The 18,130-nt window shown below is 57.4% G+C and carries 20 protein-coding genes and 1 riboswitch; of the genes, 14 read left to right on the forward strand and 6 right to left on the reverse strand.

The features are described from left to right. Positions 1-2 precede the first annotated feature (2 nt). From ychF to ACLD72_RS29230, 3 genes are all read left to right on the forward strand, one after another. Positions 3-1,103 (forward strand): redox-regulated ATPase YchF, encoded by a 1,101-nt coding sequence (gene ychF / locus ACLD72_RS29220; protein WP_251591792.1) that lies wholly within the window; start codon positions 3-5, stop codon positions 1,101-1,103. Positions 1,104-1,333: 230 nt separating this feature from the next. After that, a complete protein-coding gene (locus ACLD72_RS29225; RefSeq protein WP_251592093.1) occupies positions 1,334-1,678 on the forward strand; it encodes a TM2 domain-containing protein in 345 nt (114 codons plus the stop codon). Beyond that, positions 1,678-2,142, forward strand: coding sequence for a TM2 domain-containing protein (locus ACLD72_RS29230; protein WP_411003869.1), 465 nt, complete (start codon positions 1,678-1,680; stop codon positions 2,140-2,142). The genes ACLD72_RS29225 and ACLD72_RS29230 overlap by 1 nt, the downstream gene beginning before the upstream one ends. Positions 2,143-2,196: 54 nt before the next feature. On the opposite strand, the gene ACLD72_RS29235 is transcribed toward ACLD72_RS29230, so the two are convergent. The 6 genes from ACLD72_RS29235 to ACLD72_RS29260 form a co-directional block, all read right to left on the reverse strand. Continuing rightward, positions 2,197-3,474: an MFS transporter gene (locus ACLD72_RS29235; RefSeq protein WP_458476425.1), complete on the reverse strand. Its 1,278-nt coding sequence runs from the start codon at positions 3,472-3,474 to the stop codon at positions 2,197-2,199. Continuing rightward, positions 3,461-4,213: an isochorismatase family protein gene (locus ACLD72_RS29240; RefSeq protein ID WP_411003867.1), complete on the reverse strand. Its 753-nt coding sequence runs from the start codon at positions 4,211-4,213 to the stop codon at positions 3,461-3,463. The genes ACLD72_RS29235 and ACLD72_RS29240 overlap by 14 nt, the downstream gene beginning before the upstream one ends. A 28-nt stretch (positions 4,214-4,241) precedes the next feature. Beyond that, positions 4,242-5,300: an ABC transporter substrate-binding protein gene (locus tag ACLD72_RS29245; protein WP_411003866.1), complete on the reverse strand. Its 1,059-nt coding sequence runs from the start codon at positions 5,298-5,300 to the stop codon at positions 4,242-4,244. 42 nt (positions 5,301-5,342) lie between these two features. Beyond that, positions 5,343-6,212, reverse strand: coding sequence for an ABC transporter permease (locus tag ACLD72_RS29250; RefSeq protein ID WP_458476428.1), 870 nt, complete (start codon positions 6,210-6,212; stop codon positions 5,343-5,345). Positions 6,213-6,245: 33 nt separating this feature from the next. Further along, positions 6,246-7,043 (reverse strand): ABC transporter ATP-binding protein, encoded by a 798-nt coding sequence (locus ACLD72_RS29255; protein WP_251592094.1) that lies wholly within the window; start codon positions 7,041-7,043, stop codon positions 6,246-6,248. Positions 7,044-7,196: 153 nt separating this feature from the next. After that, complete coding sequence (locus tag ACLD72_RS29260) at positions 7,197-8,111, reverse strand: LysR family transcriptional regulator (protein ID WP_411003874.1); 915 nt, start codon at positions 8,109-8,111, stop codon at positions 7,197-7,199. A 212-nt stretch (positions 8,112-8,323) separates the two neighbouring features. Here ACLD72_RS29260 and prfA point away from each other — a divergent pair, with 212 nt between their 5' ends. The 11 genes from prfA (at position 8,324) to ACLD72_RS29315 (ending at position 18,079) form a co-directional block, all read left to right on the forward strand. After that, a complete protein-coding gene (gene prfA / locus ACLD72_RS29265; RefSeq protein ID WP_411003873.1) occupies positions 8,324-9,391 on the forward strand; it encodes a peptide chain release factor 1 in 1,068 nt (355 codons plus the stop codon). Between the two features lie 4 nt (positions 9,392-9,395). Next, positions 9,396-10,337 (forward strand): peptide chain release factor N(5)-glutamine methyltransferase, encoded by a 942-nt coding sequence (gene prmC, locus ACLD72_RS29270; RefSeq protein ID WP_458476431.1) that lies wholly within the window; start codon positions 9,396-9,398, stop codon positions 10,335-10,337. Between the two features lie 85 nt (positions 10,338-10,422). Continuing rightward, the gene (locus ACLD72_RS29275) at positions 10,423-10,698 is read left to right on the forward strand and encodes a hypothetical protein (RefSeq protein ID WP_411003863.1); all 276 of its coding nucleotides are present in this window, start codon (positions 10,423-10,425) and stop codon (positions 10,696-10,698) included. 232 nt (positions 10,699-10,930) lie between these two features. After that, entirely contained in the window at positions 10,931-12,130 is a 1,200-nt protein-coding gene (locus ACLD72_RS29280) for an FtsW/RodA/SpoVE family cell cycle protein (protein ID WP_411003862.1), read from the forward strand. A gap of 437 nt (positions 12,131-12,567) precedes the next feature. After that, positions 12,568-13,293: a stage II sporulation protein R gene (spoIIR, locus tag ACLD72_RS29285; RefSeq protein WP_411003861.1), complete on the forward strand. Its 726-nt coding sequence runs from the start codon at positions 12,568-12,570 to the stop codon at positions 13,291-13,293. Positions 13,294-13,539: 246 nt separating this feature from the next. Continuing rightward, positions 13,540-13,713, forward strand: coding sequence for a hypothetical protein (locus ACLD72_RS29290; RefSeq protein ID WP_411003860.1), 174 nt, complete (start codon positions 13,540-13,542; stop codon positions 13,711-13,713). Positions 13,714-13,715: 2 nt separating this feature from the next. Then, positions 13,716-14,921 (forward strand): L-threonylcarbamoyladenylate synthase, encoded by a 1,206-nt coding sequence (locus tag ACLD72_RS29295; protein WP_458476434.1) that lies wholly within the window; start codon positions 13,716-13,718, stop codon positions 14,919-14,921. A gap of 18 nt (positions 14,922-14,939) precedes the next feature. Beyond that, complete coding sequence (locus ACLD72_RS29300) at positions 14,940-15,794, forward strand: DUF72 domain-containing protein (protein ID WP_411003628.1); 855 nt, start codon at positions 14,940-14,942, stop codon at positions 15,792-15,794. A 143-nt stretch (positions 15,795-15,937) separates the two neighbouring features. Then, positions 15,938-16,498, forward strand: a complete 561-nt coding sequence (locus ACLD72_RS29305; RefSeq protein ID WP_251592097.1) for a manganese efflux pump MntP — start codon at positions 15,938-15,940, stop codon at positions 16,496-16,498. Positions 16,499-16,602: 104 nt separating this feature from the next. Beyond that, positions 16,603-17,190 carry a low molecular weight protein arginine phosphatase gene (locus ACLD72_RS29310; protein ID WP_411003629.1) on the forward strand — a complete coding sequence of 196 codons (588 nt, stop codon included), beginning with the start codon at positions 16,603-16,605 and terminating at the stop codon, positions 17,188-17,190. 60 nt (positions 17,191-17,250) lie between these two features. After that, positions 17,251-17,333, forward strand: a riboswitch (ZMP/ZTP riboswitch). A 155-nt stretch (positions 17,334-17,488) separates the two neighbouring features. Then, positions 17,489-18,079, forward strand: coding sequence for a TIGR01440 family protein (locus ACLD72_RS29315; protein WP_411003630.1), 591 nt, complete (start codon positions 17,489-17,491; stop codon positions 18,077-18,079). The last annotated feature ends 51 nt before the right edge of the window (positions 18,080-18,130 follow it).

The raw sequence follows: 18,130 nt of genomic DNA on the forward strand, positions 1-18,130 counted from the left end.
ATATGGCTTTAAAAGCTGGCATTGTGGGCCTACCGAACGTCGGGAAATCCACATTGTTTAACGCGATTACCCAAGCGGGGGCGGAATCCGCAAACTACCCGTTTTGCACGATCGATCCAAACGTCGGCGTGGTGGAAGTGCCGGACGAGCGGCTCGATAAACTGACGGAGATGGTAACCCCAAACCGCACGGTGCCGACGGCGTTTGAATTTGTCGACATCGCCGGACTGGTGCGCGGGGCGAGCAAAGGCGAAGGGCTTGGCAACAAGTTCCTGGCCCACATCCGCGAGGTCGATGCGATCGTGCACGTCGTCCGCTGCTTTGAGGATGAGAATATTACCCACGTGGAAGGCAAGGTCAACCCGATCAATGACATCCAGACGATCAATCTGGAGCTGATTTTGGCCGATGTGGAAAGCGTGGAAAAAAGAATCGAACGCGCCCGTAAAAATATGAAAGGCGGCAATAAGCAATACGCCCAGGAAGTCGAGGTACTGGAACGGATCAAGGAGGCGCTCTACAACGATCAGCCGGCGCGCAGCGTGGAACTGACGGATGAAGAGAAGGTGCTCTTGCGCGATCTGCATCTGCTTACGGTCAAGCCAGTGCTATATGCGGCGAACGTCAGCGAGGACGGCGTGGCCGACGCGGACAACAACCCGTATGTGCAGCAGGTGAAAGAATTCGCCGCGGCGGAAGGTGCCGAAGTCGTGCCGATCAGCGCCAAGGTGGAAGCGGAAATCGCTGAGCTCGACGGTGAGGACAAAGCGATGTTCCTGGAAGAGCTCGGACTTCAGTCCTCCGGGTTGGACCGCCTGATCCAGGCTGCTTATCGGCTGCTGGGCTTGTATACGTACTTCACCGCCGGCGTGCAGGAGGTCCGGGCCTGGACGATCCGCAAAGGCACAAAAGCGCCGGGGGCGGCGGGCGTCATCCACTCCGATTTCGAGCGCGGCTTTATCCGGGCGGAGGTCGTATCCTATGAGGATCTGGTCGCCGCCGGTACGATGAACGCCGCCCGTGAACGCGGCCAGCTGCGTCTGGAAGGCAAAGACTACGTCGTTCAGGACGGAGACATCATGCATTTCCGTTTTAACGTGTAATGTAAATTCGGGCTGACGGAAGCCTTCAAGTCCCTTGCTCAAGCGGATTTGAGGGCTTCTTGAATTTCCGCCAAAAGGAGATTGGGGATTTGTCTTTAAGGATGATTTACCCAGGTCCTTCGGATTAAGCGTGGAAATGGGAAAAATTTGTATTGTTATGCTCAAAAGCTATGAGTATACTGAAATCAGCTTTTGCTTTATTTATCGATTAGGAGGAATTTTTTGTGAGTATGGATTACTTAATGTCCAGAAAAAGCCAGTTGGACACCCGGGAGCTGCTGCTGCTTGAATCGGAAGTAAAGGCCCAGGGGAAAAACATGGTGGTGGCTTATGTTCTGTGGTATTTCCTGGGAATGTTCGGAGGTCATCGTTTCTATATGGGACGGACCGGTTCGGCGGTAGCCCAGTTGATTTTGTCGGTTACCATTATCGGAATATTCGTTACGTCCATCTGGTGGATCGTTGACGCGTTCCTCGTGCACACTTGGGTGAAACAGCACAATGCAGAAATGGAAAACCGTTTGATCGACCGGATTTTTTATGACCGCGGCAGATCTCCGGAGTACCCTATCTAATGGCGCTGACGAAAAACGATCTATCCACGAATGAGCTGCTTGTGCTGAATTTGGAAATGAACAAGCGGGAAAAGTCCTTGGTGCTTGCTTATCTCATGCTTCTGGTCGGCCATCTGGGCATACACCGTTTTTATCTGAAAAAAATCGCCACGGGAATCGTCCAGCTCTGCTTGTCTGTTTTGGCGTTTGTGTTTTACTTTGTGTTTGCGATCGCGTCAGGCATCGAAAGCGTGGAGTCGCCTGACAGCATGGGATCGCTGCTGTTCCTGATTCCCGTCGTGCTCTTTGGTTTGGCCCTCACCGTATGGGTTATCGTTGACGCTTGCCTGCTTCCGGGGATGGTCCGGGAGTGGAATTTGCGGATTGAGAACGGGCTGATCGCCCAAATTGCCGCGGCCCGGTCCGCTAACCGTTCCGACGGTACGGAACAACCGCAGCCGAACGGGATTAACCTGACAAAGTGATAGAATGGATTAGCTTAATCTCATATTGAAAAAGTTTGAAGAAGGCCGTGAATTTCAACCGTGATGTTGAAATTCGCGGCCTTTTTCGATCGTCCTGGCCCGGGAAAGGGGTTCTTTTTCCGAGGAAAGGTAAAGCTGAACGGTAAACGCGCAGCAGACGAGCAGAAGAACGCCCACCAGCAGAAATGACGTCCGCAGGCTGGTAAAGGCGGTGAAAAAGCCGAACAACAGCGGGTCCAGCAATTGGGCAGCGCGGTTGGACATTAAGCGGAGGCCGATTCCCAGTCCCCGTTCCTCTTGCGCCGTAGCCCCCGCGATCATGGACAGCGTCATCGGCTGGTTGATGCCCAGCGCAAGGCCGGTTACGAACACCAAAGCCGCTATGGCGTAAAAGTTGGTCAGCAGAGGAACGGCAAACAGCAGCAGCAGCGAGACCCCGTAGGTCAGGATCAGCATCCAGCGGAAGCTTAGCTTATCCATCAGCCGCGGGTAAATCGGCCGGACGAACAGAGCGGACAATGCCCCGACGGAGATGAGCAGTCCGACACGGGTGTTGGAAATCCCCAGCGACTCCAGATGGATGGGCAGGTACGCCGTGCGCACGTCCACTATAAACAAGGAGATGAAGGTAGTCAGCAAAATCACGGCAAACCTGCGGTTGCGGACCATCGTTAGACATTGCCGAAACAGACCGAGCACTTTAAACGAAATCGGGGTTTCTTCCTGGCGGAAGCGAACTGACACGCCGCCTGAGGGAGAAGGCGACACTGCAGCCGGATCGGGAGTGCGGCTTTCCTCCCGGCAGCGCCAGGAGGTCAGCATTAGCAGCAAGCTGCTTAGCGTATAACCGGCAAACACGGTTCGATATCCGAACTGATCCGACAAAAAGCCGGAGACGATCGGAGCAACCATTTGCCCGATAGCCATATACAAAGAAAAAGTCGCAAACCTGCTCTCGCTTCCTTCCGCGGGCCCTTCCGTAATCAGTACCTGGACGGCCAGCCATACGGCCATTTGGCCGAGTCCGGCCAGCAATTGGGCGAACGCCAGAATCCAAGCGCCGGTGGAAACCCCGTACAGCAACCCGCTGGCCATCATTAGTACGGCTCCGGCGCGCAAAACCACGGTTCTGCCTAACCGGTCGGCGATGAACCCGCCGGGAATGGCCGCCAGCAGCGGGAGTAGAGCGTAAACCGCCAGCACGAGGCCGGCGGTAATGCCTTGAATGCCAAGGGAGGCCGTATATAAAGAGATGATGGGCCGGGTTAACGAAAAGGCAAACCAGTATAATCCGCAGGATAAGGAAACCCAGACAAAATTACGGTGCTGCATGAGAGCTTGCGGCGGAAAAATCAATTTTTCCGTCAAACAAGCCTTTTTCCGTTTGATAGATATAATTGATGGTCTCCTCCGTACTGACCACATCGGCGTATTTGGCGTTCATATCGAACAAATTGATGGCATGGGACGCTTCGCCCCGGTCAAACGTGCATTCCTCCACAACGCCGACGAAGAAGTTGTAAGAGAAAGCGTCGATGACGCCGGCCCGCACGCATCCGCCGGTGGTCGTGCCGCAAATCAGCAGCGTGTCGATGCCGAGATCGTTGAGAAAGCCCAGCAGCGGTGTGCCGTGAAACGGCGATGGTTTCAGTTTCTCGATAACGATGTCGCAGGGCTCCGGGGCAATTTCCCGGACGATCTCGTTGCTGCCGTAGCCCGGGACTCCTTCCTGTTCCTCTGAACGGGTGTTTTTGCGTCTCCAGCCGCCGGCGTCGAAGCCGTCGGGACGGCGGTCGACCCCGGTCGAGTAGAAGACCGGTATGCGCTGCTCGCGAGCGGCCTGCAGCAGCTTCTGAATATGCGGGATCGCCTCCCAGGCGGATTCGCCGCAGCTGTTGCGCCAGCGTTTGACGGAATCGAGGACCGGTTCTTTTTGATGACCGCAAAACCCGTAGCTGACATCGATGACCAACACGGCCGGCCGTTTCCCGAAACCGGCTTTAGCGTCATATCCGGCATTGCCGAAAACCTGTTTGTCGCGTTCCGTCAAAAACTTGTCCCATACTCTCATGATATTTCCTCCCGATTTTATTTTTTTCTTATTTAACAAATTGCATGTCCACGATATCCGCGTAGCCGATCGCTTCGTCTTTCAGCAGCCCGGCCGCGCGAACGACGGATAAGCCTGTGTTTACGGCCTCCTCGGAAATCTGGCCTGTGTATTCCCACATTTCGTCCTCATAAGACCGGTCGATCGTCGCCGCAAGCAGCTCATCGGCCATCGACGGGAATTCCAGCTTGGCGATTTCCATGCTCTCCGCTTTGTTGTCGCGGATAAATTCCAGCGCTTTATGAATACCGTCGACAAATTTCCGTACGGTTTCCGGGTCGTTTTCGATATTGTCCTGCTTGATGTTGATCGTCGAATAGGCGTACGGGCCAAGCTCCTGCGGCACATTGTAGAACGGTTCGCCCCAGATGCCTTCTTTGATGCCCTGCGTCAGCATCGGTTCGGTCACGACGGCTATGTCGCCTTGATTTTGCTGCAGCACCGCCGGGATCGCTCCGGTATCGACCTCCTTCAGCTTCAAATCCTTGTCAAGCGCAAGTCCCCATTCTCCCGCCAGGTAACGAATGATCGAATTGGGGGTCCCGCCGTATTGGGACACGGCCACGGTTTTGCCTTTCATGAAGGCGGCAATGTCGTCGCCGGGGTCAAGGCCGGACCGGGCCACCAAATACACATTGCCCCGGTTGACGATGTTTACGATGGCTCTAAGCTCGGCGCCCTTGGCTTTGGCGAAAGCGTTATGTTCGGGGCCGCCGATGAAGCCGTAAGCCTGGTCGGTCAGCACCGCGTTGGTGTGGGCGCTGCCGCCGGACAGCGTGATCGCTTTGACGTTCAGGCCGTCGAAAAATCCTTTGCGGATGGCGATATAAAGCGGCAGATACCCGGTGCTGTGAACCGGCTCGGCGATGACGATTTCCTTGGTGCCGCCCTTGTTTGCGCTGTCCGAGCCACCGGCGGCGCCGGCCGCAGGCGCCGTTCCGGCCGCCGTCCCCGGCGGAGCTTGACCTCCGCAACCGGCGATCAGCGCCGTGATGAGCACGACGGCAAGCATCAATGCCTTGCGAGATAAAAGTTTGACATTTGTCATGATGGCCTCCCCCTATTTGCTCACGGCTATATATAGCCCTTTTTATTTTTGATGGGTAAATCCTTTCAGCAAGAAGACTTCCAGCCTGCCGACCAGGATATACAGCAGCATGGACAGGATGGACAGATTAAAAATGTTGGCCCAGATCAGGCTGATTTCGTACGTTTGCCCGGCGTAAAAGATCATGCGTCCAAGTCCTTGCTCGGAGCCGATATATTCGCCGACGATCGCTCCCGTGAGCGCCAGCCCGATATTGATGCGCAGCGCGGAAATCATCGCCGGAATCGCCGTGGGCACGATCACTTTGCTGAACACCTGCAGCCGGGAAGCGCCAAGCGAATAAACCATCCGCACGAGATCCTTGTCGACGCTGCGTACGCCGTTGTAGGTGGTGAGTGTGGTGATCACAACTGTAATCGCAAAGCCCATGGCGATCTTCGACCCGATGCCGATGCCGAATACGAGCACGATAATCGGGGCAAGCGCCAGCTTGGGCATGGCCTCGAACATAATGATGAAAGGCTCAAAAATCCGGGCGTAATATTTGGACCACCAAAAGGATAAACCGATCAGCGTTCCGCCAGCCGTTCCCAGCAAAAATCCGTAAATGGTGGAACGAAAGGTGTAAAACGTATCCTGCCAAACGGAGCCGGACTGTACGCCGGTCCACCAGGTGCGGGCAATCTCCGCCGGCTGGCTCCAGAAAAAGGCGTTGATGATACCCACGCGGGCGCCGAGTTCCCACAGCAGTAAGATGACCAGAAATAAGGCGATACGGCCTGCGTTGACGAGCCATGGCTTCGGCTGGCTCATTTCGTACTTTAAAGCGTTGGATTTGCGGCGATGACGGGCCGAACGGCCCACGCTTCCCAAATTGCTGCCGTTCTCCATGACATCCGCTTCACTTTGCATCGTTGTTCGCTCCTTTCCTGCGGTTAGTTAGCGTTATCCGGCCGCTTCCTGCCGGTAAGCCTTTAGCGTTTCTTCCGAAAGAATGCGCAGCGCCTCTTCCTTCAGGGCGATAAACTGCGGCGAAGTGACGATCTGCGGCTTGCGCGGGCGCGGTAAATCGATCGTAAGGTGGCGCTTGATCGTCCCCGGTCTGGAGGTCATGATGTACACTTCGTCGGACAAGTAAATTGCCTCTTCCATGTCATGGGTAACAAACAGGATCGTTTTCTGAAAATCGTCCCAAAGATCAAGCAGCCATTCCTGCATCATCGCCCGGGTCTGGGCGTCCAACGCTCCGAACGGCTCATCCAAAAGGATGATGTCGCGATCATACAAAATCGTCCGCAGTAACGCCGCCCGCTGTCTCATGCCGCCGGAAAGCTGGGCCGGATAATGATGCTCGAATCCCTTCAACCCGTATTTGTGCAGGAGCGGGAGCGCCTTGGCCTTAGCTTCTTTTTTCGCCACGCCTTGAATTTCCAGTCCCAAAATGACGTTGTCCAAAATGTTCCGCCAGGGAAGCAGCAGATCTTTTTGCAGCATATACCCCGTAATTCCGGTCAAGCCGTCGACGCGGTTGCCGCCTACATAGATCGCTCCTTCCGTGTTGTCCACCAGGCCCGAAATGATGTTGAACAGGGTGGATTTGCCGCAGCCGCTTGGACCGACGATGCTGATAAAGCGGTGATTGGGAATGCGCATATCGATCGGGCCAAGCGCTTTGACGGCGGTTCCGTCTGCGGCCAGATACGTCTTGCTTACGTTTTCCAACTCCATTTTATAGAGATTCATCATTGCCACCTCCTTTGTGTTAAATAAATAGTAATATAGGTGACATATTCGAGGTTATAAGGAGTTTTTATGTCAGGAAATATGACTTGAATTTGACGAATTGGGGTTTGAAGGCGGGATTCTTTTGCGGGCGGGGAAGAGCCCTGCAGCGGCTTAAGCAGGGCCGTTGCTGCGGAACAGGGCGACTTGTTCCTTGATGCTGGCAAGGAGTGTGGGGAGCAGTTGCCGTACAGGTTCGGCAGCCGACTGCGGATAAGCGCAGTAAAAGCTTTGCTTCAGGCGGATTTCCGCCAGCGGCAGCATCTCGATCGACGCGTCGCTGCCGGCCGGCCAAAGGGATGACACGGGTAAAAAGGAACAGCCGCTGCCTTGTCCGACCATTTGGCGGATGATGTGGGAAGCATCCACTTCGATCAGCTTTTGCGGGCGCATGCGCAGCGGCGTGAACAGGTTATGCTCCAGCAGCTCGCGCAGGGGCATATGGCGTTTGAGCAAAATGAAAGGCACTTCCTGCAAATAGGTGGCGAGGCTTTGATAACGGGGGAAACCAGGCTGCTTCGGGCCGATGAAGGCAAGCGGCTCCTCAAACAGCTTGACGGTTTCGATCTGGGGAAGGGGGGCGAACATCTGGTTGATGAAGGCGATGTCCAGCTCTCCGGAAGCGGTCCGCAGCGCCAAATCCAGCGATGGCCCGGTGCTGATCTTCCATTGTGCGGCCGCGCTATGCTCCTTCATCGAGCGGATGACGGACGGAAGCATGACATGCGTCAGCGACTCTACGATGCCGATTCTAAGGCCGGTTTCTTCCGGAGGGCCGGACAGCTTGCGCACCGAGTCCTGCCCTGCCTCCAGGGCGCTAAGCGCATATTGGGCGTAAAAATAAAATTTCCGGCCGGCTTCCGTCAGGAAAGCGCCGGACCGCGTGCGGTGGAACAGCGGGGCGCCCAGCTCCATCTCCAGCCCGGCAATGCGCAGGCTGACGGCCGGCTGGGTTAAAGCGACGTACCTGGCCGCTTTGCTCATGCTTTCGCTTTCGGCCACGGCGATAAACACCTTGAGATCCAGCATGTCCACGGGCTTCCCTCCTTTGGCGTCTTCATGTGTGAGATGATTTTACATGAAAATACTTATTTCGAACAGTAGGGCAAAAGGGAGTTGCGGATATGGCCTAGTTATTTTTGTTCGCATATGGTATAATAAAAAGTCGTTTATCCTTGTTATACGATGTAAGGAGAAAGCGGCTTTTTTCAGGAAATTGTGAGATAAGAGAGGTGATTTCCTTGTTGGACCGACTACAATCCCTGGCTGACCGGTATGAGAAGCTGAGCGAGCTGCTCTGCGATCCGGACGTGGCGAATGACGCAAAGCGACTGCGGGATTATTCCAAAGAACAATCGGATATACAGCCGGCTTATGAGGCGTACACCGAATATAAACAAGTAATCGGCGAGTTGGAAGCGGCCAAGATGATGCAAGCCGAGAAGCTGGATGACGAAATGCGCGAAATGGTCAAGCTGGAAATCGAGGAGTTGACCGCGCGCCAGCAGGCTTTGGAGGAACAAATCCGCATTCTGCTGCTGCCCAAGGACCCGAATGACGATAAAAACGTAATCGTGGAAATCCGCGGCGCCGCCGGCGGGGACGAAGCGGCCTTGTTCGCGGCGGATTTGTACCGCATGTACACCCGTTACGCCGATTCCCAAGGCTGGCGCGTCGAATTGATGGATATGAACGAAAGCGATCTCGGCGGCTTTAAAGAGGTTATCTTCATGATCAACGGCCGCGGCGCGTACAGCAAGCTGAAATACGAAAGCGGCGCGCACCGCGTGCAGCGCATCCCCACTACGGAGTCCGGCGGACGGATCCATACGTCGACCTCGACAGTGGCGGTTCTGCCGGAAGTCGAAGACGTCGACATCGAAATTTTGGATAAAGATATCCGCGTTGACACGTTTTGTTCCAGCGGCGCCGGCGGCCAGTCGGTCAACACGACGAAGTCGGCCGTGCGGGTGACGCATATTCCGACGGGCATCGTGGCAACCTGCCAGGACGGCAAATCGCAAAACTCCAACAAAGAAAAGGCGCTGCAGGTGCTGCGCGCCCGTATCTTTGACATGAAGCGGCAGGAAGAGGAAGCAAAGTACGCCGGCGAGCGGAAAAGCAAGGTCGGTACCGGGGACCGCAGCGAGCGGATCCGGACGTACAACTTCCCGCAGAGCCGGGTCACGGATCATCGCATCGGCTTGACCATGCACAAGCTGGATCAGGTCATGAACGGCGAGATCGACGAGATCGTGTCGGCGCTGACGATCGCCGAGCAAGCGGAATTGATGGAAAAAGGAGAATAATCTATTGAACAGTGAAGGATATCGGTTATCCGGAGCGATCAGTATTTGGGAAGCCCGTAAAGAGGCTTCTTCTTTTTTAGCGGAGGCGGGCGTGCAGGAGCCGGAGTCCAATGCCGAGCTGCTGCTGCGGCATGTGCTGGGCGTTTCGGGCGCGGCGTATTTGATGGCGTTGCGCGATCCGTTCCCGGCGGACAAAAGGGATGCCTGGGAGGAGGTTGTCCGCCGCAAAGCGGCGGGCGAGCCGGCGCAGTACATCATCGGGGAACAGGAATTTTACGGTCTGACCCTCCAGGTCACGCCGGCCGTGCTGATTCCCCGCCCGGAAACGGAGCTGCTCGTTGAGCGCATCGCCGCCGAGGGCGATGTGCTGTGGCCCGGCGGCGCGCCCAGGGCCGCCGATATCGGCACCGGCAGCGGGGCGATCGCCGCTGCCCTGGCTCACCTGCGCCCATCGTGGCGCATTGCGGCGAGCGATATCTCGCCGGACGCTCTGGCGGTGGCGCAGGATAATGTCCGGCGGCTCGGCCTGGCGGTGGAGTTCAAGCAGGGGAACCTGCTTGAACCGTTTGCCGGCGAGCCGCTGGACATCGTGGTGTCGAACCCGCCGTATATCCCGGCGGGGGATATCCCGCACCTCCAGCCCGAGGTGCGGGACTACGAGCCGCGCGGCGCGCTTGACGGCGGCCCGGACGGGCTGGCGCCCTACCGGGCCATGATGGCGCAGCTCGCGCTGCTCCCGAGGCCGCCTCGCCTGATCGGCTTCGAGCTCGGCCTGGGCCAGGCCGCCGCGGTCGCGGACCTGCTCCGCGCGGCGGGGCATTGGCGGGAAATCGTCACGATTCCCGACCTGGCCGGAATTGACCGCCACGTGATCGGCACATCGGCCTCGGCTAAGGCGGCCGAGCTGAGACGAGCGAAGAGGCCCGGCCCGCGCGAGCTAAAATAGGCGAATCCTCTCCTTTAATCGTCGCTACCACATGTAAAGTAGTTTCATAGATTGTGGTATACCACGAAAAGGAGGAGATTCACTTATGCCAGTCACTTTAACGTTTCTTTATTCGCAAGCGGCCGGGGTCGGCCAGGGGTATTTTGTGGCAGCGGACGCTCCGGGAGTTACCGGCATCGTTACGGTAGGAAGCACGAGCGGCAATGTGGAACTGCGCATCACCCGTTACAATGCTCCCGATTTTGTCGCCACCGTCACTTCCGGTTCGACGTTTTCGGTCAGCATCAGCAACATCCAAACGATCGGTATTTTGGCGCTGCAAACCGCCACCGGCACGCTGTCGCTGATTACGAACGTTTAATCCCTTCTCCGCTGCCGATCTGCCCGGAGGGCGCCGACGATTTAACCGTCGGCGCCCTTTCCGCGTCATAATGGCGTATCGTTGACACGGCGCCCCCAGTACTTATGTAGGATTTTATTGGCATATGGGAACATTTGTGCTTTTAGACGGATTCTTTTACAGTATAATAAGGTATGTGATAACTTTAGGTCATAGACAGCATTTCTAGCCATCAAAGGAAAAGAGGATGAACGTGCTGAGCAAACTCAAAAAAGTCGACTACACGATTGTGTTTATTATGCTGCTGCTGATGGCGATCAGCATTGCGGTGCTGTACAGCGCTACCTCCCATACCCAATACCACGGTTACCACCTGCGCATGCTGGCCTATTATGCGCTGGGGTTTGCCGCGTTTTTCGGATTTGCCGTTCTGGACTACCGCCTGCTTATGAAGTATGCGCCTTATTTATACTTGTTCGGATTTGGGCTGCTCGTCGTCGTTATGTTCATCGGCAACACTTACTACAACGCCACTGGCTGGATCACGATTCCGGTAATCAACCAGAGCTTTCAGCCGGCGGAATTTTTCAAACTGCTCCTGGTCGTCTTTCTCGGGTTTATGCTGCTGCGCAAGCGCAAGCCGCGCCTTTCGTTCTGGCGCGATGTGGTGCCGATCTGCCTGCTGACGTTTGTGCCGTTTGTGGCGGTTATGGCGCAAAATGACCTCGGGAACGCGCTTAGCTATGTGGTCATACTGGCTGGGATGCTGTGGATCGGCAACATTAAATATTCGCATGCGCTGATTGCCGTGGCGATTTTTGCCGGATCGGTCTTCGGCGGGATTACCGCCTACAAGACGTACCACGACCAGGTGTACAACTTCTTCGTCGAGATCGGCCGAGAGCATTGGATCAATCGGATCGACCCGTGGCTGATGCCGGAAAAAGCGTCGGAAGACGCTTCCTACCATACGAGGAACGCCAAGCTCGCCATCGCTTCCGGGGGAATGACCGGGGAAGGATACATGAAAGGCGAGACCGTGCAATCGGAGCGCGTGCCGCTGACGTATTCGGACTCCATCTTTGTCGTGATCGCCGAGGAGTTTGGTTTTCTCGGCAGCTCGGTGCTGCTCCTGCTCTATTTTGTGCTGATCCACCGGCTGATCTTGATTTCCTTGGAATGCCGCGACACCGGCGGCCCTTATCTGATCGTTGGCATCGTCGCGATGCTGCTGTACCAGATTTTCGAAAATATCGGGATGTTTATCGGACTTATGCCGCTTACGGGCATCACCCTGCCCTTCATCAGTTACGGCGGCACCTCGCTGCTGATCAACATGGCGAGCATCGGAGTGGCGATGAGCATCCGCATCCACGGCCATGAGAAAGAAGAGGGGGCCAACATCCCTTCCGACCGGTACGCTTCCTTGAAAGCCAAGAGCAGTACGGAATGAGCTTAGGTGGGCGGCAGCCTCAACAAACAGAAGGGAAGAGCGTATTCGCCGGAAAGAAAGCAGGAATGGCGGAGTTCTGCCGGGCCTCGGTGCTGCGGCGAAGAGGATTGTGTTTTTGCGAATTCTCGCATCTAAAAATGGCTCAAGACCAAAATCAGTGTATGACAAAATAAAAGATGACGGAGATAGGGGGTGTTGTCTCTCCAAATCACTTTGCACGATTATCCCTCTGGTTCAGGCAGCCAAGTCACCCGATCAAACGGGATAATCGTGCAAAGCCCCCGGATCACGAGTCTCGCTTCAGGCCTAAAAATGGCGGGGTTTTTGGGATCAACTCCGCTATATTATTTTTTCATAGATTAATAGGTTTACATCTCTCTTAACCGGACATACTGGTAGACATCAGCATACAGGATTCGGTTAAGGGGAGAGCGGACATGACTAAAAACAGACCTTATATTCGCAATTTTGCACTTATTGTTTTCAGTTTGACGATGCTGCTGATGTCCTGGGAAGGGCAGGCTAACGATACCGCGGCGGCTGCGGGATTGATTCCGCAGGATTCGATTCGGCTGCGCATTTTGGCGAATTCGGACGGCATGGGCGATCAGATCGTAAAACGCAAGGTGCGCGACGCCGTGGTGGAGCAAATGAACGGCTGGGTCGTCCAATTGGATCAACCGCAAAGTCTCGATGAGGCGCGCCGCGTCATTCGCGACAATTTGCCGGCCATCGAGGAGCAGGTGGGGGAAACGCTGAAGGAAAGCGGGAAAAACTACAATTACAAAGTGGAGCTCGGCGTTGTGCCGTTTCCGACGAAAATGTACGGCGGCGCCGTCTACCCGGCGGGCGATTATGAAGCGCTGCGCGTCACGCTTGGCGAAGGCAGAGGCAAAAACTGGTGGTGCGTACTGTTTCCCCCGCTTTGCTTCATCGACGCCGGCAGCGGGGATGCCCTGGCCAGGGACGGAAAGGCGACCGTCAAGACGACGGCGGCATCGGTGAAAGGCGCAGCGGACGAAGCGGGCGCAGCGGCTGCTTCTGACGGTGTTGGCGCTGCCCCGGGGACCTCGCCGGTAGAGCCCGAGCAAGTAGAGGTGCGGTTTTTCTTGTGGGACATGCTGGCCAAGTTGTGGAACTGGATCACGGGTTTGTTTTCCTAAGCTATGGACTGATGATAACTAGTAGAAGGCTGCCGTGCGAGTGTATCGTGCGGTTTTTTTTCATTTCTAGCTTGGCCGGGTCCGAAAAAAGGATGGTCCTTCGCAATCTGCTATCCGCAAACCGCGAAAGATTCGCGAAGCCGTAAACGTGTAATTAATTGCTGCGTACTATGCTCCGGGACCCGATCGGGTATAATAGAAGAATAACTTGAAGTTAGGACGCGATACGAATGGATAGAGAGAATCATGTGGATCGGACGAGCCGGGAGGGAAGCGCAGACTCCGCCGCCGGACGGACGGCGGAACACCGGGAAGCGCCGGCGGACAAGTCCCAAGCGGGGACAGCGGCGGCCGGGGAAGCGCGGCAAACCCGCTGGTGGAAGATTGCTTCGACCTGGGCAGCGGCTGACCAACAAATAAAAATGGGGCAGGCAGCAGTTCTGAGCAATGTGGATGATGGAGGGGGCACAGGTGTTCAGAGGGCTGCCGAGGTCCGGACTTCTGCGGTGACCCAAGCTGATGTGGATACTGAATTTGTTGTAGGTGCACAAGACATTGATGATGTCCAAACCGCTTCGGACCAAGCCGCGCGGGACGCCGAGGCTTTGGCTGAAGCGGCTGCGGTGCTGGCCGCCGGAGGTACGGTGGCGTTTCCGACGGAGACGGTGTACGGGCTTGGTGCGGATGCGCGGAACACGAAGGCGGTGGAGGCGATTTTTGCCGCCAAGGGCCGCCCTTCGGACAACCCGCTAATCGTGCACATCGCGTCCATGAGCCAACTGGAAGGTCTCGTTACAGAGGTAAACGAGACCGCGCGGAAGCTCATGGAGGCGTTTTGGCCCGGGCCGCTGACGCTGGTGCTGCCGGCGGCACCCGGCGCCGTCTCGCCCCGTGTGACGGCGGGGCTGGATACCGTGGGCGTGCGCATGCCCGCCCACGACGTGGCGCTGCGGCTGATCGCCGCAGCGGGGTGCCCGGTGGCGGGGCCTAGCGCCAACCGGTCGGGCCGCCCAAGCCCCACGCTGGCAAGCCACGTGGGCGAGGACCTGTCCGGCCGGATTGACGGCATCGTCGACGGCGGGCCCACCGGGGTGGGCCTGGAGTCGACGGTGGTGGAAGCCGGCCGTGACGGCACCGTGACCGTGCTCCGCCCAGGCGGGATCACGGCGGAACAAATCGCCCGCGTGACGGGCGCGGGCGTGAAGCTTGACGCCGCCCTGCGCGAGGCGGGCGGCGGTGCAGACAGCCCGGCGCCGCGCGCGCCGGGCATGAAGTACACCCACTATGCGCCGCAAGGGGTGCTGCGCATTGTGCGCGGGGCCGCGGACCGGGTCGCGGCCCGCATCCAGGCCGAGCTCGCGGCGGCCTCGGCGCGCGGGGAGAAGACGGGCGTGCTCGCCTTCGACGAGCGCCTCCCGTCCTACCGCGCCGACTGCACGCTTTCGCTCGGCAGCGAAACCGAGCTCGCGGCGGCGGCGCACCGCCTGTACGCGGCGCTCCGCCGCTGCGACGAATGCGGCGTCACTTATATTCTCGCCGAGTCCTGTCCCGAGGACGGACTCGGCGCAGCGGTGATGAACCGGCTGCTGAAAGCGGCTGGGCACCGCGTCATCGACGCCGGCGAATGAGAAAGGCTGGGATGAAGCATGATCAAGATCGGGCTGTCCGGCTGGGGCGATCATGACGATTTATACCCGCCCCGGACGTCGGCCAAAGACAAGCAGGCCTGGTATGCCCGGTATTTTTCCTTGGTGGAGGTGGACAGCTCCTTTTACGCCGTGCTCGGCACGGAGGTGTATCAGCGCTGGCTGGCCGAGACGCCGGCGGACCTGACTTTTATCCTCAAGGCGTACCAGGGGATGACCGGACATTCCCGTGGCAAAACGCCATACGGCGGGCCAGGCGAAATGTTTCAGGCTTACCTGGATTCGATTCAGCCGGTCGTGGAGGCCGGCCGCCTCACGGCGGTGTTGTTTCAATTTCCGCCCTGGTTCGACTGCAGCCCGGAGCATGTCCGCCAACTGCGCGCTGTTCGCAAGTGGATGGGGCGGCTTCCGCTGGCGCTGGAATTTCGCCATCAAAGCTGGTTTACGAAGGAGATGCGGGAGCGAACGCTGGCGTTTATGCGGGAAGCGGGCTGGATTCATGTCATTTGCGATGAGCCCCAGGCCGGCCAAGGTTCAGTTCCGACGGTGCTGGAGCCGACCGATCCGGCCTTGACGCTGGTCCGTCTGCACGGCCGCAATGCCGCCGGTTGGAGCCAAAGCGGGTCGCCCCGGTGGCGGGAGATCCGCAATTTGTACCGCTACTCGCGCGAAGAACTGCTGGAATGGCGGGACATGCTGGCGGAGCTGACCGGGAAAGGCACGCGGGAAATTGCCATGATTTTCAACAACAACTCCGGGGGCGACGCCGCGGGAAACGCGCTGGAGATGATGGAGATCCTCGGCCTAAGGCCGCGTGAACTGCCGCCCAGACAGCTGGATTTATTCGATGTATAAGAGGTTGTTGCCTGACTTTTTGCACCCGTATTATAACTGACAGCATCACAAGCGCCAGGCGCTCGTTTGCCCTGTCCATGTCATGAAGTCGGACCTGTCCGCATATGGTTGTACAAAACACTCGGACATGGAGGATACCGATGATGACGGAGGTATATGTGCGGCTGGGAGAGCTTTTTACCATTCTTCTGATGGCGGTGGCTCTGGGGATGGATGCATTGTCGCTGGGCATCGGCATCGGAATGAGAGGTGTCCGGTCGCGGGATGCGATCCGCATCGGATCGGCTGTGGCTCTGTTTCACGTGCTGATGCCTCTGCTCGGCATATTGGCTGGCAAATACGTCGGCTATATGCTGGGCCATCTGGCCCGGTATGTGGGCGGGGGGCTGCTGATTGCCCTCGGGGCGCACATGATCGTCAGTTCGGTGAAGGGCAGCGGTGTGCAGTCGATCAACCATCGGACATGGTTCGGCGTGCTGCTGTTTTCGTTAAGCGTCAGCATCGATTCTTTTTCCGTCGGAATTTCGCTCGGCATGTTTCACGGGGATTGGATTTTGACGGTGCTGGCCTTCGGCTTTTTCGGCGGTTTGATGTCGCTCGTCGGACTGGTGATGGGCCACCGGGTGGGAAGGACGCTGGGAGAGTATGGAGAGGCGGCCGGAGGAGCGATTTTGCTCGCGTTTGGCCTCATGTTCATCTTTTGATAAAATATGATCGAGCAAGTTCGCAAGCTGCGGATTTACGGTTCGCAGCTTTTGAATTTGCATAAGATAGCGAATGGAATATCCGGACGTGGGAGGTGAAAGGCATGCGCATTTTGTTTGTATGTACAGGGAATACATGCCGCAGCCCGATGGCGGAAGGATTGCTGCGCAAGATTGCGCGGGAACGCGGATTGGACGTGGAGGTACGGTCCGCCGGTGTGGCCGCGGCGAAGGGCGCTTCGATGTCCATGCATGCGGAGGCCGTGCTGAAGGATCGTGGCATCGCGGATGCGTTCGAGTCGACGCCGCTGCAAGCGGAGCTCGCGAGGTGGGCGGACCTTATTCTGACCTTGACGCAAGGCCATAAACGTCAGGTGGTTTACACATTTCCTCATACCGCGGACAAAATATACACTTTGAAGGAATTTGTTGAAAACGATGAAACGGTGCTTGCGGAGCGCGAAGAACTGCAGCGCCTGATTGCCGACCGGGAGCTCGGCAAAGCGCTCGGCCGGAAATGGACGGACGCGGAGGAACGCCGCTTAAGCGAACTACAGCAGCGAATGCCGGTCTACGATATTTCCGACCCGTTTGGCGGATCGCGGGCGGATTACGACCGGACGGCGGCCGAAATCGCCGCCGCGCTGGAAAAGTTGGCGGATAAACTGCAGCGCGGGGAACTGGGGAAATAACGCAGCGAAAACCCGTTGCATTTGTCGGCCTAATGCTTTATTCTAAGATCAGATAGTTTTTGGTTCCGATGTAACTGGCGACAAAAGTGGATCAAACCACGGTGGAGCATCGGAGTATACGGCCGGTCGCCTGGGCAAAGAGCAAGACGCAGCGGATGCGTTCTGCTCTTTTTTTGTTGTATGAAGCGTCCCGGTTTGCCGGGTGGCGGATTTGTCGGCACGAATTCCGGCGGTTTTAGGTATAATAAGGACAGACTCTATGGAGGTTCTTCACTTAAGACTGAAGGAGGCCGGATGCATGGAACAGGAAGAACTCGGAAACATCCGGGACCAGGTGGCGGAAATTGCCGAAGAATTGGCGGCGGTGGCCAAGCTTGGCCCGGGGAAATTGTTGGTGATCGGCGCCAGCACCAGTGAAGTGGCGGGCCAAAGAATCGGCACCGGCGGAGCGGAAGACATCGCCGCCGCGCTGTTTGAAGGGCTTGAGCAGGTTCGCGGCAAATTTGGCTTTGAAATCGCCTTTCAATGCTGCGAGCATTTGAACCGCGCCCTGGTGGTGGAGCGTGCGGTGCTGGAGCGGCTTCGCCTGACGGAGGTGGCCGCCGTGCCCGTGCCGAAAGCCGGCGGATCGATGGCGGCCACCGCTTACCGCCGGCTTGCCGATCCTTGCCTGGCCGAGAGCCTGGAGGCTCACGCCGGGATTGACATCGGCGAGACGCTCATCGGGATGCACCTGCGCCGGGTGGCGGTGCCTTTCCGCCCTTCGCGCCGAGCGATCGGCATGGCCCGCGTGACCGCGGCCTGGACGCGCCCGAAGCTGATCGGCGGAGAGCGGGCGGTCTACGCGCTGCCGCAGGCTGCGGATGGGAACGCTCCTCACTGCCGGTAAAGCGATGCCGCGCAGTGATTCGTAATCGGGTACGAGATTTTGCTGGGGAAC

The organism is Paenibacillus lacisediminis, from assembly GCF_046567315.2.